Source organism: Streptomyces sp. NPDC001549 (assembly GCF_042894025.1).
In the GTDB taxonomy this organism is placed as follows: Bacteria; Actinomycetota; Actinomycetes; order Streptomycetales; family Streptomycetaceae; genus Streptomyces; species Streptomyces kutzneri.
Genome location: NZ_JBIAVJ010000017.1, coordinates 100,787 through 126,957 on the forward strand (window position 1 = coordinate 100,787; position 26,171 = coordinate 126,957).

Below are 26,171 nucleotides of genomic sequence, written 5' to 3' on the forward strand. Positions count from 1 at the left end.
CTTTCCGTGACTTAGTCATCCCCAGTAATGAGACGGGTCTCATCCCTCTCGTCACTGGGGATGGCTGGAATCCCGAATAGGAGTCGTTCTACAACCATCCAAAAGACCAACGGTCTAACCCCACATCAACCCCGTTGTTGCCGCCTGTTTTCCGTTCTTAAGTAGGCGCCAGCAACGGCGAAGGCAATGCGCAAGCCCCGTCCGAGCGATCCGGGACGGGGCATTGTCATGCCCTGAATTCTTACTTCGCTTAAGAGGCTTCGGCCCCTTCGGTCTTGCGCGTGCTCTGCCCCGTTCCCGGGCAACCCTTGCGCTCCCCACGGGAGTGCAACCAGCCCAGGAACACGCGGAGCACTCCTTGATATCCCTCTCTGAATCCCAGCTTGCCGCCGCTAAGGACAATGACCTTGCAGCCGTGTCGGCAGTCGTGCAGGCCACCGAAGAACGCATCAACCAGTTGGCTTGGAAGTATGCGACCGGTGGCGGGCGGACAGATTCCAGCCTTGCCGAAGACCTTGCCCAGACGGGCCGCATAGCCGTCTGGGAATGCCTGTCACGCTTCTCCGGTACCACCGTGGCTGAGTTCTTCACCTACGTGGACCGGACCCTTAAGGGCGTCATGAGTGACACCCGAAAGGAAGAGACCCGACAAGGGGTTTCCCGCTCCGTGGCTGCCGCCTTTGAGTCGGCCCTGTCCATGGCCGGTGGCGACCCGTACGAAGCCGAACGCATGGCGACCATGCCGGAAGTCCTGGGGGACCGCAGGCTCAGCGCCGATACGGCCTACGCTGCCCGGCTGAGCTGGCAAGGTCTTGAGTACCTTGACGCCCCGCTGGGTTCCGGCGACACGGGCGAGACGTTCACGCTCGCTGACACGCTGGCACAGCAGGAAGAGGTTCCTGCGGACCTTCTTGAGCCCAGCGACTTCGAGCGGGAACGGCGCAAGCAGACCAGCATTCGCGTACGCCAGACGCTCCGCCGGATGAGCTGGGATCAGAACACAATCCTTATGGCGCTGACAGGCATTGTGCCGGTCAGCTACTACGGCACCGAGCGTGACGCCGAACTGGCTGCCGACCACGGTTTGCAGTACGACCAAATCCGCATCACCCGGAACAAGGCCAAGATCCGCTTTGCCGAACTCTGGGAGCAGACCGCGTGAAGTACGCAACCAGCGACGGCGGCACCGTTGAGGTAATCCGCACGGGCGCCTACGTGGATCTCCACTTGCGCAATCCGGCAGGGGCGACCACGGCCACCGTGCACACGACTTACGCCGAATCTGTTCGGCTACTGCTTGGCCTGAATATCAACCATGAGGGGGCACACGCATGATGAACGTATCGCGTGAGACGAAGGCGACGCTGACAGCCAGGGATGGGGGACGCGTAATCGCATGGCACAACGACCGTGAACCGCGCACGCTCAGCCTTGCTGTACCGAGCGACAGGGCGAAGCTGTCCCCGGTCGAAGCGCGCAACCTTGCCGCGTGGCTGATTGAAGCGGCGAAGGCTGTCGAGCTTGAGGACCGTTCGCCGTTCCGCACGGCCACGCTTGGGGGCGCATCTCCCCGAACCTGGTAGCAGCATCGAGACAGGGCCCCCGCTCCGGCGGGGGCTCTTTGTGTTGAGGCAATCGCGCACGTGCGCTATTGCTCCTGCGGGATGGCGGGGTGTAGCGTCTGCCGACAACAGGTTCATAGTGAGAGGCGGGGTAGTGGCAGGGCTGACAGAGACTCAACTCACTTGCGTGCGACACCTTCACCGCAACGGGGGAAGCGTTGCTCAAGGCGGAGGGTTCAGCATCACGGTTATCCGCGCGCTTGAAGCGGCAGGCTTCGTCACCGTGCATGAATACGTGCTTGATGCCCTGTATGAGCGTCGGGGGAAGACGTGGATTGCCACACTCACCCCCGAGCGTCTGGCCATGGCCCGCGCATTCTCCGTGCCGGTCACTTGGGCCTTCGGCAACTGGTTCGAAGCTACGCGGCTCATGAACCCCACCGAAACCGACTTGAAGCACGATTCCGACATGACGCGCGCCATGCGTGCAGCCTGGATCGCGTCACGGACGGCAAGCGGGCGCGACGATCTGACCCTTACCGCTCCGCTTGCCGTACTGACCGGCATTGCCGAGCTGGCCGACCAAGCGTTGCGGCGCGGAACGCCATTCAACCCGCTGGACCAGGAAGGCGGGGAAGCGTTCCTCAGTGCGGTTGAAGCCTTGAAGTAGGCAGCAACGCACGTGCGTTACTGCTCGAAAGCCTGACAGCCCCTCACTCGGTTCGAGTGGGGGGCTTTTGCATGTCCATGACGCATAGCTATGCGTGACCGTTCAACTACTTTGTGACGTGGGTCACATGTCAGTACCTCAAGGCAGGATTAAACCCGCAGCTCAGAGCGCTACAACCCAAACGCGCCATGGCTTGTCTAGGTACGTAAGGGGGTGTGGATGCCGCATGGATATGCGCTTCCAGTGGCCGAAAGGTTGTGCGAGAGTTATCGCATGGTTACGGACCGTACGGGGGATGTGTGGGTCTTTGTCATGGTGCCAACGCTGGGCGAGAACCGTCTGAGCTGGGGGCCGTGCACGGACCTGCCGTCGCCATTGGGGGAAGAGAAGATCGTGAGTTGCGAAGACATCGGGGGAGTGGTCAGAGCGCAAGGCTTGCTGACGTCGCGAGTCCTGCCCAAGGGCCGGTACGACGGCTTCCGGGTCCTGGTCCGCTCCGTCGATGGGGGAGACCTGGTAGGCGGCGCTGAGTGGTACGTCAGCCCCGAAACCGGCGCCTACCTGCCCTACCCGGGCACCGCGTGGTCAGCGTGCGACTACGGCGAACACGTCCACCCCGAAACCGCCTAACACCCATCCGTCCGACGACTCAACAGGAGAAGCCGCCGCACTTGCAGCGACGCACCGCCCCGGCCGCAACGGCCGGACGAACCAGGGGGGTTCACATGCACTACCGCTCACACCATCTCTTAGCCTTCGGGCTTGCCGCGCTGGCCGTCTACGGCTGTCTCGCGTGGCTAGCCGCCCTCGGCCCCGTCACCCGCCCCATAGCCCCTGTAGCGGCCCCTGAGCGCCCGCAGACGGCCCCCGTAACCGTGGCCGACTCCAACGCCAGCACCCGCACCCCCCAGGGCCGGAGCGCCCCCCTGAGTCCTTCCGGCCTGACCCGACACGGGCCAGCCGTCGCCGTCCTACGCATGATCACCGTGCGTTAATCCGCGGCGCCCGGCATGTCCGTTTTACCCCTGCGGATTTCGCCGGCTGGAGCCCAAAATTTTACAGAGCGTAAGCAGAGAGCCCCGCCGCTCCGAAGGGGGTGGAGTGGCGGGGCTCAGGTAGGAAGTCGTGCAGCGTCAGCCGTCCGCGCGGACCAGGCCGACGAGACGCGACCACGCGTCAGCCGACACCATGAGGACCGGACCGTCAGTGACCTTGCTGTCTCGGACGGGAACCACATTGGCCAGCCCCTCCCCGACTTCAAGGCAGTTGCCGCCGTTGGTGCTGTAGCTCGACTTACGCCAGCGCACGGGCAGCTTGCTTGCGGTGCTCATGCCGTCAATCCCTTCAAGTGGTCGCGGATCAGGTCTTCAGACTCGTCCGGCGACAGGGCATAACTTGTGAGCAGATCATAGGCGTGCCCAGCCGCCATAACCTCAGCCGTTTCTAGGGCCGTGCGTCCCTGGGAGAACCCATCGACGTACAGCACGTCATGCGGCGGCTTCGCTTCCCGAACCTTGGGGGCGCCGCCGTGGTCGAAGCTGAGGAGCGTGAAGGGGCCTGCAAGGCCCGGATGTGCCGTGACCTTCTCCGGCATCACCTGGACCACGGTGCGGGGCGCCTGCCCGGCAAGTAGCAGGTGTTCAAGCTGCGCTGCCATGACGGCCGGACCTCCTATCGTCCGGCGTAGTGCCTGCTCATCCATGATGAACCAGGTGTGCGGCGGGGTGTCCCGTTCCAAGATCGCTTGCCGTGACAGTCGGGCGGCAACAAGGTCATCAAGGTTGTCCGGGCGGACGGCTGCCAGCATCGCGCGCGCGTACTCCTCCGTCTGAAGAAGCCCGGGGACGATCTGAGACTCAAACACCCGATGCCTTACCGCGTCGCGCTCAAGCTCGATGAACGGCAGGAACCATGTCGGGTAGGCGTACCGCACAACCAGCGGATGGAACTCCGTAAAGAACGTGGTCTTGAACGCTGCGTCAAGGTCACCCGCTAGTTCGATGGGCGGTACGCGCTTGGCGTTCTCTACGTAGCTGATCATGGCGCCGGTCGTGTGCGCCTCCTTCGCTAACTCTTGCTGGGACCAGTCGCGTTCGGTCCGTTGCTTGAGCACCTGCCTGCCGAAGAAGGCGAGCAGAGACGCTGACGCGTCCGGCTGTCCTGGGTCATTTTCCATCGTCATATGCATCCGCCCTTAACTTCGCCGTTGTTAAGGCGACACCCCTAGTCGCTGGGAGCGCTGAGCACAACCCTGGCACTACGCAAGGTTGTTGACCAGACGACAGAGCGAAGGGGTAGGCACCCGCCCATGACCAGCAACACCAGAACCCCCGGAATCGCGGACGGCACGGCAGCGCTGGCCGAAGCCATACGGCGGGGTAAGCGGCCCGATTGGCTCGACGTGCCCCTGATCTCCCGCGACCGCGAAGTGTGGGGACTCGTACGGACCCTCTACGCGCTCCGGCGGCTGCCGTGAACGCCCCTGAGACGGCCCGTCCGCACCCTGCCGACCCGGAAGAGGGTGACACGGTCGTGGACGGCGCTACCGGCCGCGTAGGGCGGGTCCTGGGGCCCGTGGGCGGGAAGCTCCGCATCCGTCCGGTTGGGGGTGGCGATAACTGGGATGCCAACCCGGGGGATCTCACCTACGCCACGTACCGAGACGTGGCGACGGCATGGCATGAAAGGACCCACTAGTGAGGACAGAAGACGTGCCCCGGTTCACGGCAGATCAGCGCGCGGAGCTTGACGCCGGATTCCTTAGCATCCTTGCGGACAAGGACGCGCGGACCATAGAAGGCGCACTCCCCGGCCTTCTCGCCACATGCGCGGACAAGGTCCCGGAAATTGAAGCCGTTCATGGATGGAAGGCTGACGCGCCGCGTACCCGCGTCGGAAGCAATCCGGCCATGCAAGGTCCCGTGCGTCGAGTGCGTAAGCGCCGGTCGGCAACGCGCCGCGCCTACGACTACGTGGCGTCCTTCACTGGTCCGCTCACCATCATCATGATCAGCGGGTCCATCGGCCTCTTCTTGGGGGCAACGCTGGTGATGCGGCGGTGAGTCTCCGAACGGCCCGACACAGCATGTGTGCGGCCACGGTGTGGTGGCGGACGCACCAGGCAGAGCTTTCCCGCCGCTGCCACCCCGAGACGAACCGATATGACGGCCCCGTCCCCAAGATGCTGACATGCGCGTTGCCGTCGCATAACCGAGACCAGTTGCACGCCATGTCGCTGCGAGAGATTCCAGACGGCTGGCTCGTCGCCTTCTGGGGCAAGCACGACGGCCGGTCAAGGCTCTACTTCGCCGAACTCCCCACGGGGTGCTATACCCCCGATTTCAGGATTCTGGCCAGCGCCTCGCGCTTCCACTGATTCCGTCCCTGCCGGATGAAACCGAGAAACGTGCTTCCCCACGGATCAGGTAGTCCCGGCAGGGGCGGGCCTAACCCCCGCCCGGTTGCCGCCGCTCCAAATAGCAACCGGGCGGGTCCCGAACTTCCGAACCCATAGGAGTGTCAATGCAGATGAGTGCGAGCTGTACGAACTGTGGCGGTGCTGGACGCACCGTCTACGTGGACCCGGAAACGGGCCAGTACAAGGACGCTGGTTCCTGCGGGGCCTGTGGCGGGTCCGGCCGGAACGCGGACAACCGCCTTGTCGAACTCCCGACCGTCCGTCAGCCCCTCACCGTCACGGCAATGCACTGCCAGGGGTGCGGCGGACAGGGCGGCAGGGAGGTCATGGGGCCGGACGGGATACCCATGCGGATCGACTGCCCGTCGTGCGGCGGAACCGGCACGGGACCGGATGGGCTTGCCACGTTCTCAGGCACCCGCCGGGCGCGTACCGTGGGAACCCTCGTCATCAGGAGGGGTGTTACATGCGTGAAGAGTGGCACGACCCGGAACAGGCCGACGTCATCGAGTTCTTCGTCAGCACGGTCCAAGAAGCCGCACGCCGTGGCGGCCTGAAACCGTGCACCAACTGTTCAGGCTTGGGGCACATCGTCATGGTGAACCACGTGACGAAAGAGCCCTTTAAAGTCGGGTGCTCCGCCTGTAACCCCGGCGGCTGACTAGCCACTGACCCGCCCCGTCTGTCTGCGGCCCCCTTCGCAGACAGGCGGGGCTTCCTGCTTTCCTGGCACGCTGACCAGGGCAGACGGTAGGCTCACATCAACGTGTTGCAGCGTTCATCCACGCCCACCACACGCCGAAGAAGACGAGGAAGTAGCCGACCACCCCGGCGCCGGGATGGCCCTCCGCGAGCGAGTGCACCAGCCGGGCGCCGGCCTGGGCGATGGCGACGACGAAGCAGAGGTCGAAGAACAGCTCCAGCGGGGTGGCGGCACGGTGGAGCTCGTCGGGACTGCGAGCAGTCATGGGGGAGTAGGCCATACCGGCCAGGAGACCAGAGGCAGGGACCTCCGGCAGGGCGGACGCGCGGCCCGCCGGGCCCGTGTGCCCCGGGCGGATGCGAGGCGCGGCCTGCGGCCCGGCCTGAGCGTTCGCGGACGGAGGCGGGCGCCGTGACCGGCCCCGCATCGGCCTCCGTGCCGGGTGCCCGGCGGTGTGCCGGTGGTCCTGCGCCCGCCTCGGAGCCGGGGCGCCCCGCCGGATCGGTCCGGCGGACAGGGCGGGGGCCGGGGTGGAGGAGAGGGCGGCCGTACCCTGGAGGCATGAGCAGCACCCCCGCCCCCGACCCGCAGCCCTCGCGTACCGCCCCCGAGGCCGACAAGCCGCGGCCGAAGCCCAGGCTGGTCTTCGACGACCCGCTGGACCAGCAGTCCTCGGACGACACCGACCACGGCTGGGGCGAGCGGCCGCCCGCCGGCGGAAGCGCGGCCGACCTGGCCCGCTTCCTCGACGAGAAGCCCCCGCACCACGTCTGACCGGCCGGGGCGGCCGGAGAGGCCGGAGAGGTCAGAAACCGTTGCGCGGACCGGTGGGGGACGTGCCGCCACCGCCACGCTGTGCGACCAGCGCGTCCCGGATCTCCTTCAGGAGCTCCAGCTCGGTGATCTCGACGACCTCCTGGACACCTTCCTTCGCCTTGCGCCGGGCCTCCTGCTTGGCGAGGTACTTCGACATCGGCAGCACCATCAGGAAGTACACGACCGCGGCGGTGATGACGAAGGTCAGCGTCGCGTTCAGCACCGAGCCCCAGAGGATCTCCACACCCGTCGGCTGGCCGTCCGGGCCGATGGCGCAAGGAGCCTTGAGGCAGGACTTGTAGCCGTCCAGGCTCTTCGTGCCGACGGCGCCCACCACCGGGCTGATGATCCCCTTGACCACCGAGTTCACGATGCTCGTGAACGCGGCGCCGATGACCACGGCCACCGCCAGGTCGACCACATTGCCGCGCATCAGGAAGGCCTTGAAGCCTGCCAGCACGCTCTCCTTCTTCTTCTCGCTCACCACTGAGCCTCTCTTCACATCTACCGAACACGGAGCCAACGGTTCCGAAAGCTACGGCAGTCCAGGCGCGGAGTGTCCAATCGGCCCCCTCCTTGCAGTGAATTGACTGGCCGTGTGTGCGAATCAGCACAACGTCACCGCCAGCCGCGTCGTTGCGCCGGCGCCCACGAGACCCGGCGCGGTATCCCGCGGAACGGACAGCACCACCAGCGCCCCACCGTCCGCAACACCCCCGTCCGGATCGGGGACTTCGGCGACCAGCACCCCCGAGGCCACCACCCTGGGCGGCCCGGTGCGCTCCGCCGCGACCACGTCCACCCGGTCCCCGGGCCGCAGCAGCCGCACCGTCGCCGCGTCGGCGATGCGTACGGGCGCCGACACCATCCGCACCGCGGCGGGGGGCGCCGCACGCTGAGAGGCCCGCACCTCGGGCCGCGCGGCGCCCCGCGAGGCCTGCGCCTCCGTCCCGCCCACCGCCACGGCCGCCGCCACCACGGCCAGCGCGGCCGAGGCGGCCCGTCGCCGCCGTCGCACGGCCCGGCGCAGCCGGTCCCCGCCCCGCCCCACGCGAAGCGGCGGGAACGGCGGGACCGGGCGTGCGGGGGGACACGCGGAAGACGTCGCGCACGCGGCGGGAGCGAGGGCGGCACGGGAAGCGGAGGAGGTGCAGGAGACGGAGGAGGTGCAGGAGACGGAGGGGGCGGAGGAGGCGGAGGAGGCGGAGCGGACCGAAGGGGCCGCGGAAGTACGGGACATGACGAACACCACCAGACCGAGGGAGTTGCTGTGTCCGGACCCGGCGCCCGGACACATCTCACGATCCGGCCTCCCCGGAAATCCCGTCGGCGCCTGTGGACGATCCCCAGCTTGTGGACAACCCCGTCACCCGCACGAGTCAGCCGGCGGAGGAGATCACCTGCCGCAGCGCGGCCACCGGGTCCGCCGCCCGGGCGACCGACCGGCCCACCACGATGTGCGAGGCGCCGGCCGCGAAGGCAGCCCGCGGCTCCCCGGCCGGGCGTGCCCGCCCGCCGCGCCCTCCGGCTCCAGGACCACCCCCGGCGTGACGATCAGCCGGTCCGGCCCCAGGAGCTCACGCAGCACCCCGGCCTCCCGCGGCGAGGCGATGACCCCGTCGCAGCCCGCGCCCACGGCCAGCCGGGCCAGCCGCAGCACCTGCTCCTCGGTGTCCGCGGCCACGCCGATGTCCGCGAGGTCGCTCCCGGTCATGCTGGTGACCACCGTCAGCGCGAGTACCCGCAGCCGCGGGAACTCCCGCGCCGCCTCCACCGCCGCGGACATGATCCCCGTACCGCCCATGGCGTGCACGGTCACCATGGACGCGCCCAGCGCGCCCGCGGCCCGGACCGCTCCGGCGACGGAGTTGGGGATCTCGAAGAGCTTCAGGTCGAGAAAGACCTCGTGCCCCCCGCCCGACGAGGTCCCGCGCGAGTCCGGGGCCCGCGGCGGTCAGCAGTTCCAGACCGATCTTGTAGAAGCCGCACGCGTCGCCGAGGCGCTCGACGAGCGCCTCGGCGGCCCGGCGGTCGTCGAAGTCGAGGGCGACGATGACCCTGCGGTCGGCGAGAGGGAGTTCGGAGAGAGGGCGGTCGGTGTTCACGCCGCCATTGTCGACGTCACTGCCCGGCCGGGACCTGGCAGGCCTCCGCGAAGCCCTGACTGGTCAGGCCGAAGGCGCTGTTGACGCGCGAGCGCCAGTTCTCCAGCGCGACCATCGCGGTGAGCTCGACGAAGGCCTCCTCGCCGAGCCGCGCGATCAGTTCCCGCGCGAGCTCGTCCGTGACCGCCGGCTCGGTCTCCGTCATGGCCTCGGCGTACTCCATGACCAGCAGTTCCAGCTCGGTGAACACCTCAGGGGCCTCCCGCCACTGCGGCACCCGCTCGATCTTCTCCGTCGGCACGCCCAGCTCGTGGCCTTCCCAGTAGCCGAAGTCCATGCACCACGAGCAGTTGATGCGCGCCGCCGCCGCCATCACGGCGAGGTGCTTCAGCCCGGCGTCGAGCGCCTTCCACTTCGCCACGCTCCGCTCCAGCCGGACGTAGGAGAAGAGCACGCGCGAGTTGTGCCCGTACGCCTGGCCGGGGTCGAGCACCTTGCCGTAGGTACGGCGCGAGTACCAGGCCCCGATCCGCATGAGCAGGGTGCGGGGCGGGGTGAGCGAGATACGCGGCATGACAGTCATCTCCCTGGCTGGGGCGGTCTTCGTTTCCGCCTTCACCAGGGAGGACCGGACAGCCCCGCCGGATGTGACAGCCGACGGCCGGTTCTCTAGGCGCTTTCCTCGCCGGGTGCCGCGGGAGCGATCCCGAGCGCGCCGAGGAGCCGGTCCGCGAGGTCCTCCGCGAAGACCTCGGAGCCGGTGAGGACGGCCCGCACACCCTCCGGGTCGGCGGTCAGCCCGCCCGCGGCCGCCCAGTCGAGGGCGCCCGCCAGGGCCGCCTCGACGGGGAACCGGTCGACGGGTATCTCGTAGTCCGCAGCCATGTCCCGGTTGAGCAGCGCCTTCCAGCGGCCCCCGGCGAAGGTCGCGCCCTCGACGAAGCCGACATCGCTGTCGAGGTAGGCCACCGTGAGCACCGGCGCCCCGGTCCGCCGCGCCAGCGCCGCCGCGGCGCCGTCCGCCTTGTCGGCGCAGTACACCACCGACCAGCCGCCACCCAGGTCCGCGTCGCCGTCGACGCCGGCGCACCCGGCCTCGGCCGCGAACTCACGCACCTCCGCCACCGTGGCATGCGCCACGGCCATCCCGCCCCGATTTCCCATGCGCGCAGGTTAGGGGCCGCCACTGACAACCCGGCCGGGGCGTCCCCAGGACAGCCCGGCAGCGGCTAAGGGAGCTCGATGCCCAGGTCCCACCCGTCGTGCGCGTGCGTGCACAGGCAGGCCCGGGCCTCCGTGGCCGGCAGGGCCGCCACCGCGTCGAAGAGGACCTCGCGCAGCCGCCCGACGTTCTCGCCGAACACCTTCAGGACCTCGGTGTGGGAGACGCCCTCACCGGTCTCCGCGCCCGCGTCCAGGTCCGTGACCAGGGCCATCGAGGTGTAGCAGAGCCCCAGCTCACGGGCGAGGACCGCCTCCGGGTGGCCGGTCATGCCGACCACCGACCAGCCCGCCGCCGCGTGCCACCGCGACTCGGCGCGCGTCGAGAAGCGCGGTCCCTCGATGACGACCATGGTGCCGCCGTCCACCGGCTCCCAGTCCCGCCCGCGGGCCGCCGCCAGCGCCACGGACCGGCCCACCGGGCAGTACGGGTCGGCGAAGGTGGTGTGCACGACGTTCGGAACAGAACCGTCCGGCAGCGGCTCACCGTCGAAGAAGGTCTGGGCGCGGGCCTTCGTACGGTCGACCAGCTGGTCGGGAACGAGCAGCGTGCCCGGTCCGTACTCGGTCCGCAGACCGCCGACCGCGCACGGGCCCAGCACCTGGCGGACGCCGACCGAGCGCAGGGCCCACAGGTTGGCCCGGTAGTTGATCTTGTGCGGGGGGACGGTGTGGCTGCGTCCGTGCCGGGGCAGGAAGGCCACCTGGCGCCCGGCCAGCTCACCCACGTACAGGGAGTCGCTCGGGGGTCCGTACGGGGTCTCCACCTGGATCTCGGAGACGTCCTCCAGGAAGGAGTAGAAGCCCGAGCCGCCGATGACACCGATCTCTGCGTTCACCATGCGGTCCACCCTAAGGCCCTGCCGTGGGCATGCCGAAAGCCCCGCTGCCGGCAGGGGCGGCGGGGCTTCGGGGAGAAGCGATCAGGCGGCCGACGTGGAGCTGCTGCTCGACGAGCTCGACGACGTCGAGGCGGCAGGAGCGGCGGCAGCGGTCGACGTCGAGGACGACGAGGAGCCGGACGACGGCTTCGAGGCAGGGGTGCTGCTCGACGACGCGCCACGGCTGTCGTTCCGGTAGAAACCGGAGCCCTTGAAGACGATGCCGACCGCGGAGAACACCTTCTTCAGGCGTCCGTCGCAGCTCGGGCACACGGTCAGTGCGTCATCGGTGAACTTCTGCACGGCCTCAAGGCCCTCACCGCACTCGGTGCACTGGTACTGGTAGGTCGGCACGAATTTCCTCCTGGCACTCTGACTCAATGAGTGCTAACGACGCTCCATGGTGACGTATTCCGGCGGATCAGTCCACCGTCACCGGCACGCGGTGACCCATCCCACGCTCGTTCACCCGGTTACGGGAGGCCGGCGAGGGGGTGGTGCGGGCGGTCGCCTGGGCCTTTGCCTGCGTCTGCGCAGAGGCCGGTGCCGCGGGCGCGGGCGCCGGAGCGGCCTCCTGCGCGGACGCGTTCACGATCCGGCTCGGGGCCTTCGGGGCGAGCTTCGCGCGCAGCGCCAGCAGGGTGGCCAGCGCGAGCGCGGTGGCACCCATGGGCACCAGGAAGCCGAACGAGGATCCGTGCGCGTCCGTCAGGCGGCCGGCCAGGATGACGGCGATGGCCTGACCGAAGGCGATCGAGCCGGTCAGCCAGGTGAAGGCCTCGGTCCGCGCGTTCGCGGGGACCAGCTGCTCGACCATCGTGTAGCCGGTGATCAGCGCCGGGGCGATGCACAGGCCGACGACCAGGCCGAGCGCGCCCAGCAGGATCATCGAGTTCGCCGCCCACAGGACGGACGCGGCGGCGGTGAGGCCGATGTAGCCCAGGATCAGCCGGCGACGCGGGCCGATCTTCCAGGCGATGGCGCCCATGGCGATACCGGCGATCATGTTGCCCGCGGCGAAGACTCCGTAGAGCATGCCGTTGGCGCCGGGGTTGCCGATCTCGTTGGAGAAGGCGGCGAGCGAGACCTGCATGCCGCCGAAGACGGCGCCGATCCCGAGGAAGGCGAAGATCAGGACGCGCAGGCCCGGGAAGGACAGTGCGAAGGCGCGCTTCTCGCCGGTGAGCGACGGGGTGTGCGTCTTGGGCTGGCTGGCCCGCTGGGCCGCGAAGAGCAGGCCGCCGAGCAGGGTCAGCGTGGCCTCGGTGACCAGGCCGGCCGCCGGGTGGACGCCGGTGCACAGCGCGGTCGCCAGGACGGGGCCGACGACGAAGGTGAACTCGTCGGTGACGGACTCGAAGGCGGCGGCCGTCGGCAGCAGCGGAGAGCCCTCCAGCTTGGCGGCCCAGCGTGCCCGGACCATCGGTCCGACCTGCGGCACCGAGGCACCGGTGGGTACGGCGGCCAGCGCCAGTGCCCAGACCGGCGCGTCCAGCAGCGCGAGCGCGGCCAGGCCGGTGACGGCGGCGGAGTGCGCGAGGACCACGGGCAGCAGGACGGCGGTCTGGCCGAAGCGGTCGGTGAAGATGCCCATCAGCGGGGCGGACAGTGCCATGGAGATACCGGTGACGGCGGCGACGATGCCGGCGCTGCCGTAGGAACCGGTGGTGTGCTGGACCAGCAGCAGGATGCTGATCGTCAGCATGCCGAAGGGGAGTCGTGCTGCGAAGCCGGGGAGTACGAAGCCGAGGGCGCCGGGAGTGCGCAGGAGCTGCCCGTAGCCGGGGCGGGCGGACGTGTCGGTCGTGACCGCGGATGTCACGGCCTTGCCTTTCCGCTGCCTGGTAGAGCGTCCCCGTCTGCGGACGGTGCTTCGCCTTGTGAGCGACCGCACCCGTACATGTGGGAGCCCCGAGAGCTGTCCTCTTGCGCAGAACCGAGTGATACCTGGGCGCCCACGTCGGGGTGGTGCCACGGCCGCTTTGCGGTCGCGCCAGCTCTGCGTCAGGCAGAGTTGGTTCGATCTGGTGTGCCTTCATCGTACAGGGAAAGCCACTACCACGCCCTGTGAATTCGGTGACAGGGGGTCTCTTCACCTGGGATTAACGGCTGCTTCGCATGCAAAGAGCCCGGAAGAGTAGGCAAAATCGGGCATATCTTAGCGAATTTGGCCGAATTAGAACGACGCTCTAACGGCGCTCCAGTGACACGCTCGCGGCGCTCTAACGCGAAACGGGTCCGCCCGTGCCCAGCCATCCCGCGAGCTTGCCGCCCCGGGCCACCGCCCGCAGCCGTGCCTCCGCCGCGTCCCGCACCGGATCCGTGGCCACCACCAGCAGCTCGTCCCCGCGCCGCAGCACGGTCGACGGCGCCGGTACAAAACTCTTCGCGTCCCGGACCACCAGCGTGACCGAGGCCCCCGGCGGCAGCCGCAGCTCGCTCACCTCCACGCCGTGCATCCGCGAGGCCGGCGGGATGGAGAAGGAGAGCAGGTGTCCGCGCAGCTTCTCCAGCGGTGCCGACTCGATCCCGAGGTCGAAGGCGCCCTCGTCCCCGTTCCCGAGGTTCAGCTTGCGCGCGAGCCAGGGCAGGGTCGGGCCCTGCACCAGGGTGTAGACGACGACCAGTACGAAGACGATGTTGAAGACCCGGTCGCTGCCCTCGATCCCGGACACCATCGGGATGGTCGCCAGGATGATGGGCACGGCCCCGCGCAGGCCCGCCCACGACATCAGCACCTGCTCCTGCCAGGTGATCCGGAAGGGCAGCAGGCTGATGAAGACCTCCAGGGGGCGCGCCACCATCGTCAGTACCAGCCCGATGACCACGGCGGGCCAGAAGTCGCGGACCAGCTCGTGCGGGGTGACCAGCAGGCCCAGCAGCACGAACATGCCGATCTGGGCGATCCAGCCGAGCCCGTCGGCGAAGCCCCGGGTGGCCGGCCAGTGCGGAAGCTTCGCGTTCCCGAGCACCATCGCCGCCAGGTACACCGCGAGGAAGCCGGAGCCGTGCGCGATGGCGCCGGCCGCGTACGCCACGATGGCGATGGCCATCACGGCGATCGGGTAGAGGCCGGAGGCGGGCAGCGCCACGTGCCGCAGCCCGTACGCGCCCAGGAAGCCCACGGTCAGGCCGATCGCGGCGCCGATCGCCAGCTCCAGGGTGATCTTGCCGATCAGGACGTACCACTCGTCCACCGGGCCGACGGTCGAAAAGGCCACGACCAGGATGACGACGGGTGCGTCGTTGAAACCGGACTCGGCCTCCAGGACACCGGTGATCCGGGCGGGCAGCGGCACCTTGCGCAGCACCGAGAAGACGGCCGCCGCGTCGGTCGAGGAGACGACCGCGCCGATCAGCAGGGCCTGGCGCCATTCCAGTCCGACCAGATAATGCGCTCCCGCCGCCGTTACGCCCACGCTGATCGCAACGCCCACCAGTGACAGCATGACCGCGGCCGGCAGGGCCGGCTTGATCTCTTTCCACTTGGTGCCCAGACCACCCTCGGCGAGGATCACGACGAGCGCGGCATAACCGATGACCTGGGTCAGCTCGGCATTGTCGAATACGACGTTGCCGATGCCGTCCTGTCCTATCGCGATGCCTATGCCGAGGTAGATGAGCAGGCTGGGGAGGCCGCTGCGTGAAGAGATGCGTACCGCCGCCACGGCGACGAGCAGCACGAGCGAGCAGACCAGCAGAAGCTCATTGAGCGTGTGGACAGTCAGCGGGCGGCCCTCCTCAATGCGCCCGGCGGATCGATCCTCCCGGCGACAAGTTCGGCAAGTAGTTCGTTACCTTACCTAATCTTTGACGCGCCCTTTACGCGATAACCACATTGTGAAACGCCTGTTCCCCCCTGTCCTCAGCACCTCGACCCCTGGCGGATCAACGGAGGCGGTCGTGCGCCTATGGTTGCTCCCAGTACTCCCAGGACCACCCTGCCCCTCTAAGGACAGCGATGCCCGCCAACGAAACCGCTCCTCCCGTCAAGAAGAAGGGACGACGCGCCCGTCTGATCGTGCTCGTCCTGGTCCTGGCGCTCTTCGCGGGCCTCGGCTACGGGGCGTACTGGAGCGTGGACAGCGTGCGCGCCTCCTTCCCCCAGACGACCGGCTCGCTCAAGGTGCCGGGCCTGACCGGGACCGTCGACGTCAAGCGCGACGCCCACGGCATTCCCCAGCTCTACGCGGACAACGACGACGACCTCTTCCGCGCGCAGGGCTTCGTGCACGCGCAGGACCGGTTCTGGGAGATGGACGTACGACGTCACATGACGTCCGGCCGGCTCTCCGAGATGTTCGGCTCCGGCCAGGTCGAGACCGACGCCTTCCTGCGCACGCTGGGCTGGCGCCAGGTCGCGCAGGCCGAGTACGACACCAAGCTGTCGGCCGAGACCAAGAAGTATCTCCAGGCCTACGCCGACGGGGTCAACGCGTACCTGAAGGGGAAGTCCGGCAAGGACCTCTCCGTCGAGCACGCCGCGCTCAAGCTGAGCGACGACTACCGGCCCGAGCAGTGGTCGCCGGTGGACTCGGTGGCCTGGCTCAAGGCGATGGCGTGGGACCTGCGCGGCAACATGCAGGACGAGATCGACCGCGCCCTGATGGCGACCAAGCTCTCGCAGGCGCAGATCGACGAGCTCTACCCGCCGTACCCCTTCGACCGGAACAAGCCGATCGTCGAGGGCGGCAAGGTCGACGGCGGGAAGTACACCCCGAAGGGCAGCGGCTCGGGCACCGGCACCGGGACCGGCACCGGGACCGGCTCGGGCAACGGCAACGCCGCCGGGACCCAGACCTCGACCGTCACGGGCCCGGTCGGCGGCCCGGCCAACGGCGAGGCCAACGGCCTGGCCGACAACGCCGCCGCCCAGGGCGCGACCGTGGGCCTGCGCACCCAGCTGACCTCCCTCGCCGACACCCTGGACAAGATCCCCGCGATCCTCGGCCCCAACGGCAGCGGCATCGGCTCGAACTCCTGGGTCGTCTCGGGCCAGTACACGACCACCGGCAAGCCGCTGCTCGCGAACGACCCGCACCTGTCCCCGCAGCTGCCCTCGGTCTGGTATCAGATGGGCCTGCACTGCCGCGCGGTCTCGGCCCAGTGCCAGTACGACGTGGCCGGCTACACCTTCTCGGGCATGCCCGGCGTGGTCATAGGCCACAACACCGACATCGCCTGGGGCATGACCAACCTCGGCGCCGACGTCACCGACCTCTACCTGGAGCAGGTCAAGCCCGAGGGCTACCTCTACGACGGGAAGGTGCTCCCCTTCACCACCCGTGAAGAGGTCATCAAGGTCGCGGGCGGCGACAGCAAGAAGATCACCGTCCGCACCACCAACAACGGCCCGCTCGTCTCCGACCGCAGCGAGCAGCTCGGCACGGTCGGCACCCGCGCCCCCGTCGCCAGCTCCGCCCCCGACCGCGGTGACGGTTACGCCGTCGCCCTGCGCTGGACGGCGCTGGACCCGGGCAAGTCCATGGACGCGGTCTTCAGGCTCGACAAGGCCAAGACCTTCGACGACTTCCGCAAGGCGGCCGCCGACTTCGAGGTCCCGTCCCAGAACCTGATCTACGCCGACAACAAGGCCCCCAACGGCAACATCGGCTACCAGGCCCCGGGCCGCATCCCGGTGCGCGGCCAGCACGACGGCCGGATGCCCGCCCCGGGCTGGGACTCCAAGTACGCCTGGAAGGGCGGCAAGGACGGCAACACCGGCTACATCCAGCAGAACGAGATGCCCTGGGACCTCAATCCGTCCCGCGGCTACATCGTCACCGCCAACCAGGCCGTCGTGGAGAGCGGGACCGGCGCGGGCAAGTACCCGTACGTGCTGACCACCGACTGGGGCTACGGCGCCCGCAGCCAGCGGATCAACGACCTCATCGAGGCGAAGATCAAGGACGGCGGCCGGATCTCGACCGACGACATGCGCACCATGCAGATGGACAACAGCAGCGAGATCGCCGCGCTGCTGACCCCGATGCTGGCGAAGATAGAGGTCTCGGACCCGGGCGTGCGGGCCGCGCAGAAGCTGCTCGACGGCTGGAACTACACGCAGGAGCCCGACTCGGCGGCCGCGGCCTACTTCAACGCGGTCTGGCGCCACATCCTCAAGCTGTCCTTCGGCGACAAGATGCCCAAGGAGCTGCGGATCGAGGGCAGCTGCATGAGCGTCGTCGGCAACGGCACCGGCCCGGCCGACGACCTCGCCAAGACGGTCCGCGAATGCGGCACCCGGGACGCCGACTCGGCGCAGCCCGACGGCGGCGACCGCTGGTTCGAGGTGGTCCGCCGCCTGGTCAAGGACGAGAAGTCGCCGTGGTGGAGTTCGCCGCGGACCGTGACCCAGCCGGCGGCCACCACCCGCGACGAGCTCTTCGCCCGGGCCATGCGGGACGCCCGCTGGGAGCTGACCGCCAAGCTCGGCAAGGACCAGTCCACCTGGAGCTGGGGCCGCCTGCACCAGCTGACGCTGAAGAACCAGACGATCGGCACCGAGGGCCCCGGCTTCATGCAGTGGCTCCTCAACCGCGGCCCGTGGGACGTGGGCGGCGGCGAGGCCACGGTCAACGCGACCGGCTGGAACGCCTCCAGCGGGTACGGGGTCACGTGGGTGCCCTCGATGCGGATGGTCGTGAACCTCAACGACCTCGACAAGTCGCGCTGGATCAACCTGACGGGTGCTTCGGGGCACGCGTACAACGCGCACTACACGGACCAGACGACGATGTGGGCCAAGGGCGAGCTGCTGGAGTGGCCCTTCGGCAAGGACGCCGTCGAGAAGGCCACGGTCGACACCCTGACCCTCAAGCCCGAGGGCTCGTAGGGGTCAGGGCGCGGACCAGGTCGTCATGCACTGAAGCGGCGCACCCCTGACGGGGTGGCCACCGCCTGCACGGGGTGGTCGTGCGGTTCCTCCGGGACCCGCGCGACCACCTCGTCGTCGTAGAGGAGCACGACGAGTGCGGGATGCGCCCCGGCGCGCTCCAGCCGCTCCAGCACCCGGTCGTACGAGCCCCCGCCGCGGCCCAGGCGCATGCCGCGGCCGTCCACGGCGAGCCCGGGCAGCAGTACGGCGTCGGCCCCGGTGACCGCGTCCGGTCCCAGCGCGGGGCCGGTCGGCTCCAGCAGCCGCATCTTGCCCGGGTGGGCGGCCTCGGCGAGTGTGGCCGGGCCTTCGTACGCCGCCCAGTCGAGGTCGTCGTCGGGCAGCAGCAGGGGGAGCAGCACCCGCTTGCCGGCCGTGCGCAGGGCGTCGAGGAGCTCCCGGGTGCCGGGTTCGGTGCCGACCGAGACGTAGGCCGCCACCGTGCGGGCATCGGCCAGTTCGGGCAGTTCGAGGGACCTGACGGCGAGTGCGGTGGCCGCCGCACGGCGGTTCTCGGGGGACAAGGCGCGGCGTGCGGCGAGCAGTTCCCGGCGCAGTTCGGCCTTGGCGGAGGCGGTGGGCTGGTTCTCTGCCACGAGGAAATCAAATATCCTTCCGAATCGGGGCATATCTGTATCTACCTGATGCGATCTCGTCCGGTGTTCGACGGAAGCCCACTATCGTTCGGGGCATGACTATGTTGCACCCCGTGATCAAGAAGGCCGTGATTCCGGCCGCTGGCCTCGGTACCCGCTTCCTTCCGGCGACCAAGGCGACCCCGAAGGAAATGCTCCCGGTTGTGGACAAGCCGGCCATCCAGTACGTGGTCGAGGAGGCCGTCGGGGCCGGGCTCGATGACGTACTCATGATCACTGGGCGTAACAAGCGTGCCCTGGAAGACCACTTCGACCGGAACTACGAGCTGGAGTCGGCCCTCATCGCCAAGGGCGACGACGACCGCCTGAAGAAGGTCCAGGAGTCCAGCGACCTGGCCACCATGCACTACGTCCGTCAGGGTGACCCGCGGGGCCTCGGCCACGCGGTGCTGTGCGCCGAGCCGCACGTCGGCCGGGAGCCCTTCGCCGTCCTGCTCGGCGACGACCTCATCGACCCGCGCGACCCGCTGCTGCGCCAGATGGCCGACATCTACGCCCGCACCGGCGGCACCGTCATCGCGCTCATGGAGGTCGACCCGGCCAACGTCCACCTCTACGGCTGCGCCGCCGTCGAGGCCACGGACGAGGAGGACGTGGTCCGCATCACCGGCCTCGTCGAGAAGCCGGACGCCGAGGACGCCCCCAGCAATTACGCGGTTATTGGACGCTACGTCCTCAACCCCGCGATCTTCGACATACTGCGGGAGACCGAGCCGGGCCGCGGTGGGGAGATCCAGCTCACCGACGCCCTGCAGAAGCTGGCCGCCGACGAGACCGTCGGCGGTCCGGTGCACGGCGTGATCTTCCGGGGCCGTCGCTACGACACCGGGGACCGCGGCGACTACCTGCGGGCCATCGTCCGCCTCGCGTGCGAGCGCGAGGACCTGGGCCCCGAGTTCCGCACCTGGCTTCACCATTACGTCACGGAGGAGATGTAGCACCTTGAGCAGTTCCGCACCGCAGGACACCGGCCACCGTCTGTGGTCCGTGGACGAGCACCTCGCGGACGTCCTCTCGGCCGTCCGGCCGTTGGAGCCCATCGAGCTCCAACTGCTGGACGCCCAGGGCTGTGTCCTGGTCGAGGACGTGACCGTGCCCGTCGCCCTCCCGCCCTTCGACAACAGCTCCATGGACGGCTACGCCGTCCGGACGGCCGACGTCCAGGGTGCGAGCGAGGAGTTCCCCGCGGTGCTGACGGTCGTCGGGGACGTCGCGGCGGGCAGCGGTGAGCTGCCCACCGTGGGCCCCGGCGAGGCTGCCCGGATCATGACCGGCGCCCCGCTGCCGCCCGGCGCGGAAGCCGTCGTACCGGTCGAGTGGACCGACGGCGGCACGGGCGGCGGCGCGGCCGCCGGGATGACCCCGGCCAGCGCCGCCCCCGAACATGCGGGCGGCGAGGTACGGGTACACCGTGCCGCCGAGGCGCGGGCGCACGTCCGCGCGCGCGGCAGCGACGTACAGGCCGGTGACCTGGCCCTCGCGGCCGGCACCGTCCTCGGGCCGCCGCAGATCGCCCTGCTGGCTGCCATCGGGCGCGGCACCGTACGGGTGCGGCCGCGACCCCGCGTGGTGGTCCTGTCCACCGGCAGCGAGCTGGTCCAGCCCGGCGAGGCGCTCACGGCGGGCACCATCTACGACTCCAACAGCTTCGCGCTGGCCGCGGCCGCGCGGGACGCCGGCGCCATCGCCTACCGGGTCGGCGCCGTCGCGGACGACGCCGACACCCTGCGCGCCACCATCGAGGACCAGCTGATCCGGGCCGACCTGCTGGTCACCACGGGCGGGGTCAGCGTCGGCGCGTACGACGTCGTCAAGGAGGCGCTGTCCTCGGTCGGGCAGTCCGACGAGGGCGCGGGCGAGGACGTCGACGGCGGCCGGATGGACTTCCGCAAGCTCGCCATGCAGCCCGGCAAGCCGCAGGGTTTCGGCACGATCGGCCCGGACCACACTCCGCTGCTGGCGCTGCCCGGCAACCCGGTGTCCTCGTACGTCTCCTTCGAGCTATTCGTGCGCCCCGCGATCCGCACCCTCATGGGGCTGCCGGAGTCCGAGGTCCGGCGGCCGGGCGTGCGCGCGGTGCTGAGCGCCGGCAAGGCACTCGGCTCCCCGGCCGGCCGGCGCCAGTTCCTGCGCGGCAAGTACGACGCCGAGAGCGGCACGGTCAGCCCGGTCGGCGGATCGGGCTCCCACCTGATTGCCGCGCTGGCGCACGCCGACTCCCTCATGGTCGTACCGGAGGACGTCACCTCGGTGGAGCCGGGGACCGAGCTGGAAGTGATCCTGCTCGGCTGAAGTCGGGCCGGTGCGGGTAGCGTGTGTCGCACCACACAGGCTCCCCGGGAGCCCAGAGCGGAGCGGCGCAGCAATGAGTACCGAAAGCAGGCTCACCCACATCGACGAGGCCGGCGCGGCCCGGATGGTCGACGTGTCCGGGAAGGACGTCACCACCCGGACGGCACGGGCCAGCGGACGCGTACTCGTCGCCCCGCGGGTGATCGAGCTGCTGCGCGGCGAGGGCGTCCCCAAGGGCGACGCCCTCGCGACCGCGCGCATCGCCGGGATCATGGGGGCGAAGAAGACCCCCGACCTGATCCCGCTGTGCCACCCGCTGGCCGTCTCGGGCGTGAAGGTGGACCTGCGGGTCGCCGACGACGCGGTCGAGATCCTCGCCACCGTGAAGACGACCGACCGCACGGGCGTCGAGATGGAGGCGCTGACCGCGGTCGCGGTCGCCGGCCTCACCGTGATCGACATGGTGAAGGCGGTCGACAAGGGCGCGGTCATCACGGACGTCCGGGTGGAGGAGAAGACCGGCGGCAAGTCCGGCGACTGGGCGCGCTCGTGAACGCCCCGCGCGGCGGCGAGGTCCACAGCCACACCCACACCCACACCCACACCCACGGTCATGGCCACGGCGTCACCGCCGAGGCGGTGGGTTCTGCGCAGCCGCTGGGCCGGGCCCTGGTCGTCACGGCCTCGAACCGGGCCTCGCAGGGCGTGTACGCGGACAAGGGCGGCCCGCTGCTGGCCGAGGCGCTGCAGGAGCTCGGCTTCACGGTGGACGGCCCGCGGGTCGTCCCGGACGGCGATCCCGTGGAGCAGGCGCTGCGCGAGGGCGTGGCCGCCGGGTACGACGTCATCCTGACCACCGGCGGGACCGGGATCTCGCCGACCGACCGCACCCCGGACGCCACCGCGCGGGTGCTGGACTACGAGGTCCCCGGCATCCCGCAGGCCATCCGTGCCGAAGGCCTGGCGAAGGTGCCGACCGCGGCCCTGTCCCGGGGCCTGGCGGGCGTGGCCGGACGCACCCTCATCGTCAACCTCCCCGGCTCGACGGGCGGGGTGCGCGACGGCCTCGCCGTCCTGGCCCGCGTCCTGCCGCACGCGGTGGACCAGATGCGGGGCGGCGACCACCCCAGACCGGCGGCACCCTCCGGGAGCACGAGCTGAACGGCCCGACCTGGCCGGTGGTCCTGTCGGACGGCGATGTCACGCTCCGGCCGATAAAGCTGCGGGACCAGAAGGCCTGGCGTGAGGTCAACCGGCGCAACCGCGACTGGCTCCGGCCGTGGGAGGCCACGATTCCGCCGCCCGCGCCGTGGGGGCCGGTGGTCCAGCGGCCCACGTACCGCCAGATGGTCCGCCATCTGCGGGCGGAGGCGAACGCGGGCCGGATGCTGCCCTTCGTCATCGAGTACCAGGGCCGGCTGGTGGGCCAGCTGACGGTCGCCGGGATCACCTGGGGCTCGATGTGCGCGGGCCACATCGGCTACTGGGTGGACCGCGAGGTGGCGGGCCGCGGCGTGATGCCGACGGCGGTCGCGCTGGCGGTGGACCACTGCTTCGGGAAGGTCGGCCTGCACCGGATCGAGGTGTGCATCCGCCCCGAGAACATTCCGAGCCGGCGGGTCGTGGAGAAGCTGGGCCTGCGCGAGGAGGGGCTGCGGCCGCGCTATCTGCACATCGACGGGGCCTGGCGCGACCACCTCGTCTACGCGGTGACGGTGGAGGAGGTCCCGGAGGGGCTGCTGCGCCGCTGGCACCGTGCGCGCCACTCGCAGTCCCCGCCGAAATAGCGGGGACCACTCGGAGCGTCGATAAGCGAATATCTGTTCGAATTAATGGCCTCGGGTAACCGATTCGCCCATAACCTGATCCGAAGATTCACAAAAAAAGTCCGTGATATCAGCGAGATCGCACGACACACCGGCCCAATTGGCCGATCCCCTCGGCCGCGCCCCTCTACGGTGTGAGGTGTGAGCAGCAGCGGCCTCATCTACGCAGTCATTGTCGGGGCCTGGGCCGCCTACTTGGTGCCCATGTGGCTCCGGAGGCAGGACGAGCTGAACGAAGCCCGTCCGACGGAACGCTTCTCCACTGCCATTCGGCTGCTTTCCGGCCGGGCGGGAATGGAGCGCCGTTACGCCAAGGGGCTGCGTGAGCGTGGTGACGAGCAGGCGGAGCCCCACGCGGACCCGGACGCCGCGACGGAAACGGTTGATTCCGTCGACGCCGACGCCCGGGCCTTTGCCGTGCCCCCGACCAGGGCGGAGCCGAGACCGGCCGCCGTCGAACGGGAGCAGCGGGCGGAGCGGGCCCGGCGCGAACAGCGCCTCCAGGTCCTCGCGCGCCGCCGGCGCACCACCGCACTCCTCTTCCTGGTCTTCACCCTCGGCGCCGTCGTCGCCGCGGTGGGCGGTCTGCACTACCTGTGGGCTCCCGCGGTTCCCGCCCTGCTGCTGAGCACGTACATCGTGCACCTGCGGGTCCAGGAGCGGCGGCGCTACGAGTTCACCATGGACCGGCGGCGCGCCGAGGCGGCCGCGCGGCAGCTGCGGGAGAACCGCCCGAGCCGCCGTGAGCCCGAGGCCGCGGCGGGCACCGAACCGGACCCTGCGCCACCGGTTTCCCCGCAGGAAGCCGGACGGCGCGCACTGGTCGAGCAGACCGACCACGCCGAGTGGGTGGACCAGCAGCGCGAGCGCGAACGCGGCCCCGCCCGCGGTGACAGCTGGGAGCCGGTCCCGGTCCCGCTGCCGACGTACGTGACCGCCCCGGTGGCCCCCCGCGCCACGGGCCCGGCGGCCCCGGACGCCTGGAGCGCGACCCGCTCCAGCACAGCCGAGCCGACGGAACCCCGCCTGCGCGCCCAGCCCGGACCCCTCAAGCCGGATCCGAAGCCCCAGACCACCCCGCGCCCGCGCGGCCAGGGCAAGGGCCGCACCCCGCTGTTCGACCAGTACGAGGGCGAAGACCGCCCGCGCGCCGCGAACGAGTGATCGGTGACCTGCGCGGACGCTGCGGGATATCGGTTTTGGAGCACCCGCGCGGGGATGCTAATGTTTCACACGTCGCAAGGGCCTGTGGCGCAGTCTGGTAGCGCACCTCGTTCGCATCGAGGGGGTCTGGGGTTCAAATCCCCACAGGTCCACAAACGACAGTTCGCGAGTAGCTCTCGTGGACGTCATGAGATCCCGTCCGGTCGGAAGACCGGGCGGGATCTCGGCGTTTCCGGGGACGACCTTAGGATGATCGGCGAATGATCATCCGACGGGGAGAAGAACTGTGCCAGTTGCTTGGCAGCACGAGGCGGCCCAACTCCGGGACGCGGCCATCTTCATAGGACTGCCGGACCCGAGGCTGTGGTCCGGCCCACCGGTCCGGGAGAGCGAGATCGCCGCGTGGATGGAGGAGGTCAAGTTCTTCACCACGATCGAGATCGACTCCGTCCTCACCGTGCACAGCCGTTCCGGCAACGCCTTCGAGCTGTACGGAAAGGGACGCGACTTCCTCAACCCGGTGCGGCTGGCGCGCTATGCGCCGTACGCGATCGAGGCGGAGAGCATCGAGGAGAACGCGGAGATCCTCGCCCGGGGGCGCACCGCGTGGCGGGAGTACGTGGACGGCATCGCGCGGCGCATCGGCGCCCCCGTCCGGGTGACGGAGGACGACGCCGAGGTGCCGGAGGCGATCTGGCGCCCCGGGGGCGAGGAAGGCCCGTACCTGCGCCTCTGGATGAACAGCTCGCACGGACTGGACCCGGACAGCCCGCTGTTCACCAGGATCCCCGGCCGCGTGCTGGTCCGCCTCGACGCGCACGCCCCGGAGGACATGGCCGGCGTCACGCCGCGGGAGGTGCCCGGGGCGGGCGACCTGCCGGAGTGGATTCCGGACTGGTACCAGGAGCACGCCGTCGAGCAGGCGCGACTCGCCTACGAGACGCCGGACGACGAGGACCGCCTGCTCGAAAGGATCCGGCACGTGCTGGGCGGCTCGATCAGGACCGGCGGATCCGTCCACGCGTACCTCGGCCGGCTGGCCGCGACCCCGGTCGAGGCCCGCCCGGACACCGACTCCTACCTCTGGCAGCACACCTTCCAGCACCCGGACGCCCCGCAGGGCCGCCTGCCCGCGATCCACATGGCGCACGTGATCAGTGTCCTCGCGAACCACGAGAAGGAGGGCTCGGCCCGTACCCCGGAGACCGTGGAGCCCGGCCTCACCCTCCACTACTACGACCTGTTCGACCCGCGCATGCAGAACGCGCTGGCCGTCACGGGGCGGGAGGCCTGCGCGCTGTGGCGGCAGGTCCGCTCCTCGTACGAGCGGTCCATCACGGGCAAGTCGTACCTCGTCACCCCCCAGGACGTCCTGGACCGCCTGAGAGCCGCCGCCGGCATCGAGTGAGCGGCCCCGCGCGCCGTCCGCCGGTCACCGGCTGTGCTCCAGGACGAGCTGCCGGAGCTCGGCGGCCGAGTCGGTGGCGAGCCGGTAGATGCCCTGGACGCTGATGGAGTGGACCAGTTCGCCGTCGACGACGTGCTTGAGGGTGCGTTCACCGCGGCGGGAGGTGTACGTGAGCCGTCCCAGCAGATCGGCCGGGACGGTCACGTCGAGTCCGAGCGCGGAACCGGGCGGTCCGAGCAGCACCTCGGTGACGCAGCCCGCCTTCAGCGTCCGCCAGTCCAGCAGCTTCGTGTAGTCGTCGTCGTGGAGCTCGGCCCCGGCATCCTCGTAGGGGATGACCCGCGACACCTCCATGGACCCCAGCACGTGGAGCCGCTTGCGGAAGGCCCGGACGGGGAAGACGGTGTCGCCCGGCCGGACCCCCGCCCGTACGAAGCTCGGCAGCGACTGGTGCGGGCCCCCGAACAGCATCGTGAGGCGCTGCCCGGCACGACCCGTGCGTTCGAGCTCCCGGCACAGGTCGTTGGTCCACAAGGTCGTATAGGAGTTCGGCACGCCAGAACCGTAGAGGC

30 protein-coding genes, 1 tRNA gene and 2 pseudogenes are annotated in these 26,171 nt (G+C 69.7%); 18 read left to right on the top strand and 15 right to left on the bottom strand.

Annotated features, from left to right (window positions below; all coding sequences use genetic code 11):
• The first annotated feature begins 415 nt into the window (after positions 1–415).
• The 5 genes from ACFY04_RS25935 to ACFY04_RS25955 all read left to right on the top strand — a co-directional run bounded on the left by ACFY04_RS25935 (position 416) and on the right by ACFY04_RS25955 (position 2,862).
• Complete coding sequence (locus ACFY04_RS25935) at positions 416–1,162, top strand: sigma factor (RefSeq protein WP_389120038.1); 747 nt, start codon at positions 416–418, stop codon at positions 1,160–1,162.
• On the top strand, positions 1,159–1,335 hold the full coding sequence (locus tag ACFY04_RS25940) for a hypothetical protein (protein ID WP_389120039.1): 177 nt from the start codon (positions 1,159–1,161) through the stop codon (positions 1,333–1,335). Before ACFY04_RS25935 ends, ACFY04_RS25940 begins: the two co-directional genes overlap by 4 nt.
• Positions 1,332–1,583 carry a hypothetical protein gene (locus ACFY04_RS25945; protein WP_389120042.1) on the top strand — a complete coding sequence of 84 codons (252 nt, stop codon included), beginning with the start codon at positions 1,332–1,334 and terminating at the stop codon, positions 1,581–1,583. Before ACFY04_RS25940 ends, ACFY04_RS25945 begins: the two co-directional genes overlap by 4 nt.
• A 166-nt stretch (positions 1,584–1,749) precedes the next feature.
• A complete protein-coding gene (locus ACFY04_RS25950) occupies positions 1,750–2,232 on the top strand; it encodes a hypothetical protein (RefSeq protein WP_389120043.1) in 483 nt (160 codons plus the stop codon).
• Positions 2,233–2,667: 435 nt separating this feature from the next.
• The gene (locus ACFY04_RS25955) at positions 2,668–2,862 is read left to right on the top strand and encodes a hypothetical protein (protein WP_389120044.1); all 195 of its coding nucleotides are present in this window, start codon (positions 2,668–2,670) and stop codon (positions 2,860–2,862) included.
• Positions 2,863–3,365: 503 nt separating this feature from the next.
• Here ACFY04_RS25955 and ACFY04_RS25960 read toward each other — a convergent pair.
• Positions 3,366–3,563, bottom strand: a complete 198-nt coding sequence (locus ACFY04_RS25960) for a DUF397 domain-containing protein (RefSeq protein ID WP_389120045.1) — start codon at positions 3,561–3,563, stop codon at positions 3,366–3,368.
• The gene (locus tag ACFY04_RS25965) at positions 3,560–4,414 is read right to left on the bottom strand and encodes a Scr1 family TA system antitoxin-like transcriptional regulator (RefSeq protein WP_389120048.1); all 855 of its coding nucleotides are present in this window, start codon (positions 4,412–4,414) and stop codon (positions 3,560–3,562) included. The genes ACFY04_RS25960 and ACFY04_RS25965 overlap by 4 nt, the downstream gene beginning before the upstream one ends.
• A 126-nt stretch (positions 4,415–4,540) precedes the next feature.
• Here ACFY04_RS25965 and ACFY04_RS25970 point away from each other — a divergent pair, with 126 nt between their 5' ends.
• From ACFY04_RS25970 to ACFY04_RS25980, 3 genes are all read left to right on the top strand, one after another.
• The gene (locus ACFY04_RS25970; RefSeq protein ID WP_389120051.1) at positions 4,541–4,708 is read left to right on the top strand and encodes a hypothetical protein; all 168 of its coding nucleotides are present in this window, start codon (positions 4,541–4,543) and stop codon (positions 4,706–4,708) included.
• A gap of 220 nt (positions 4,709–4,928) precedes the next feature.
• Positions 4,929–5,294 (top strand): hypothetical protein, encoded by a 366-nt coding sequence (locus ACFY04_RS25975; RefSeq protein ID WP_389120054.1) that lies wholly within the window; start codon positions 4,929–4,931, stop codon positions 5,292–5,294.
• A gap of 822 nt (positions 5,295–6,116) precedes the next feature.
• Positions 6,117–6,311 carry a hypothetical protein gene (locus ACFY04_RS25980; RefSeq protein WP_389120057.1) on the top strand — a complete coding sequence of 65 codons (195 nt, stop codon included), beginning with the start codon at positions 6,117–6,119 and terminating at the stop codon, positions 6,309–6,311.
• Between the two features lie 115 nt (positions 6,312–6,426).
• Here the strand turns inward: ACFY04_RS25980 and ACFY04_RS25985 are convergent.
• Positions 6,427–6,633, bottom strand: a pseudogene (locus tag ACFY04_RS25985) (low temperature requirement protein A); the annotation flags it as partial.
• Between the two features lie 281 nt (positions 6,634–6,914).
• Between ACFY04_RS25985 and ACFY04_RS25990 the strand changes: the two are divergent.
• Complete coding sequence (locus tag ACFY04_RS25990; RefSeq protein ID WP_373042075.1) at positions 6,915–7,127, top strand: hypothetical protein; 213 nt, start codon at positions 6,915–6,917, stop codon at positions 7,125–7,127.
• Positions 7,128–7,158: 31 nt separating this feature from the next.
• Here the strand turns inward: ACFY04_RS25990 and mscL are convergent, their stop codons facing one another.
• From mscL to ACFY04_RS26040, 10 genes and pseudogenes are all read right to left on the bottom strand, one after another.
• Positions 7,159–7,653 (bottom strand): large conductance mechanosensitive channel protein MscL, encoded by a 495-nt coding sequence (mscL, locus tag ACFY04_RS25995; protein ID WP_389120058.1) that lies wholly within the window; start codon positions 7,651–7,653, stop codon positions 7,159–7,161.
• 123 nt (positions 7,654–7,776) lie between these two features.
• A complete protein-coding gene (locus ACFY04_RS26000) occupies positions 7,777–8,409 on the bottom strand; it encodes a hypothetical protein (protein WP_389120060.1) in 633 nt (210 codons plus the stop codon).
• Between the two features lie 156 nt (positions 8,410–8,565).
• Entirely contained in the window at positions 8,566–9,060 is a 495-nt protein-coding gene (locus ACFY04_RS26005; RefSeq protein WP_389120209.1) for an orotidine 5'-phosphate decarboxylase / HUMPS family protein, read from the bottom strand.
• A gap of 34 nt (positions 9,061–9,094) precedes the next feature.
• Positions 9,095–9,274, bottom strand: a pseudogene (locus tag ACFY04_RS26010) (orotidine 5'-phosphate decarboxylase / HUMPS family protein); the annotation flags it as partial.
• A gap of 16 nt (positions 9,275–9,290) precedes the next feature.
• A complete protein-coding gene (locus tag ACFY04_RS26015) occupies positions 9,291–9,848 on the bottom strand; it encodes a carboxymuconolactone decarboxylase family protein (RefSeq protein ID WP_389120061.1) in 558 nt (185 codons plus the stop codon).
• Positions 9,849–9,943: 95 nt separating this feature from the next.
• Positions 9,944–10,438 carry a hypothetical protein gene (locus tag ACFY04_RS26020; RefSeq protein ID WP_389120063.1) on the bottom strand — a complete coding sequence of 165 codons (495 nt, stop codon included), beginning with the start codon at positions 10,436–10,438 and terminating at the stop codon, positions 9,944–9,946.
• Between the two features lie 65 nt (positions 10,439–10,503).
• Entirely contained in the window at positions 10,504–11,337 is an 834-nt protein-coding gene (locus ACFY04_RS26025) for an S-methyl-5'-thioadenosine phosphorylase (protein ID WP_389120065.1), read from the bottom strand.
• A gap of 81 nt (positions 11,338–11,418) precedes the next feature.
• Entirely contained in the window at positions 11,419–11,730 is a 312-nt protein-coding gene (locus ACFY04_RS26030) for an FmdB family zinc ribbon protein (protein ID WP_389120068.1), read from the bottom strand.
• Positions 11,731–11,797: 67 nt separating this feature from the next.
• Complete coding sequence (locus ACFY04_RS26035) at positions 11,798–13,198, bottom strand: MFS transporter (protein WP_389120070.1); 1,401 nt, start codon at positions 13,196–13,198, stop codon at positions 11,798–11,800.
• A gap of 400 nt (positions 13,199–13,598) precedes the next feature.
• Positions 13,599–15,122: a potassium/proton antiporter gene (locus ACFY04_RS26040; protein WP_389120211.1), complete on the bottom strand. Its 1,524-nt coding sequence runs from the start codon at positions 15,120–15,122 to the stop codon at positions 13,599–13,601.
• Positions 15,123–15,337: 215 nt separating this feature from the next.
• Between ACFY04_RS26040 and ACFY04_RS26045 the strand changes: the two genes are divergently transcribed.
• Positions 15,338–18,211, top strand: a complete 2,874-nt coding sequence (locus tag ACFY04_RS26045) for a penicillin acylase family protein (protein WP_389120072.1) — start codon at positions 15,338–15,340, stop codon at positions 18,209–18,211.
• A gap of 23 nt (positions 18,212–18,234) precedes the next feature.
• Here ACFY04_RS26045 and ACFY04_RS26050 read toward each other — a convergent pair whose 3' ends face one another.
• Positions 18,235–18,849 carry a 5-formyltetrahydrofolate cyclo-ligase gene (locus ACFY04_RS26050; RefSeq protein ID WP_389120073.1) on the bottom strand — a complete coding sequence of 205 codons (615 nt, stop codon included), beginning with the start codon at positions 18,847–18,849 and terminating at the stop codon, positions 18,235–18,237.
• 95 nt (positions 18,850–18,944) lie between these two features.
• On the opposite strand from ACFY04_RS26050, the gene galU reads away from it, so the two are divergent.
• From galU to ACFY04_RS26090, 8 genes are all read left to right on the top strand, one after another.
• Positions 18,945–19,847, top strand: a complete 903-nt coding sequence (galU, locus tag ACFY04_RS26055; protein WP_389120075.1) for a UTP--glucose-1-phosphate uridylyltransferase GalU — start codon at positions 18,945–18,947, stop codon at positions 19,845–19,847.
• 4 nt (positions 19,848–19,851) lie between these two features.
• Positions 19,852–21,201: a gephyrin-like molybdotransferase Glp gene (gene glp / locus ACFY04_RS26060; RefSeq protein ID WP_389120077.1), complete on the top strand. Its 1,350-nt coding sequence runs from the start codon at positions 19,852–19,854 to the stop codon at positions 21,199–21,201.
• Positions 21,202–21,274: 73 nt separating this feature from the next.
• Positions 21,275–21,754, top strand: a complete 480-nt coding sequence (moaC, locus tag ACFY04_RS26065; RefSeq protein WP_030012065.1) for a cyclic pyranopterin monophosphate synthase MoaC — start codon at positions 21,275–21,277, stop codon at positions 21,752–21,754.
• Positions 21,755–21,840: 86 nt separating this feature from the next.
• Positions 21,841–22,362 carry a molybdenum cofactor biosynthesis protein B gene (locus ACFY04_RS26070; RefSeq protein WP_373042120.1) on the top strand — a complete coding sequence of 174 codons (522 nt, stop codon included), beginning with the start codon at positions 21,841–21,843 and terminating at the stop codon, positions 22,360–22,362.
• 17 nt (positions 22,363–22,379) lie between these two features.
• Positions 22,380–22,988, top strand: coding sequence for a GNAT family protein (locus ACFY04_RS26075; protein ID WP_314250661.1), 609 nt, complete (start codon positions 22,380–22,382; stop codon positions 22,986–22,988).
• 180 nt (positions 22,989–23,168) lie between these two features.
• Complete coding sequence (locus ACFY04_RS26080; RefSeq protein ID WP_389120080.1) at positions 23,169–24,191, top strand: hypothetical protein; 1,023 nt, start codon at positions 23,169–23,171, stop codon at positions 24,189–24,191.
• A 78-nt stretch (positions 24,192–24,269) separates the two neighbouring features.
• Positions 24,270–24,343: transfer RNA gene (locus ACFY04_RS26085), tRNA-Ala, on the top strand.
• Between the two features lie 134 nt (positions 24,344–24,477).
• The gene (locus ACFY04_RS26090; RefSeq protein WP_389120082.1) at positions 24,478–25,599 is read left to right on the top strand and encodes a hypothetical protein; all 1,122 of its coding nucleotides are present in this window, start codon (positions 24,478–24,480) and stop codon (positions 25,597–25,599) included.
• A 24-nt stretch (positions 25,600–25,623) separates the two neighbouring features.
• On the opposite strand, the gene ACFY04_RS26095 is transcribed toward ACFY04_RS26090, so the two are convergent.
• Complete coding sequence (locus ACFY04_RS26095) at positions 25,624–26,154, bottom strand: hypothetical protein (RefSeq protein ID WP_389120084.1); 531 nt, start codon at positions 26,152–26,154, stop codon at positions 25,624–25,626.
• Positions 26,155–26,171 lie beyond the last annotated feature (17 nt).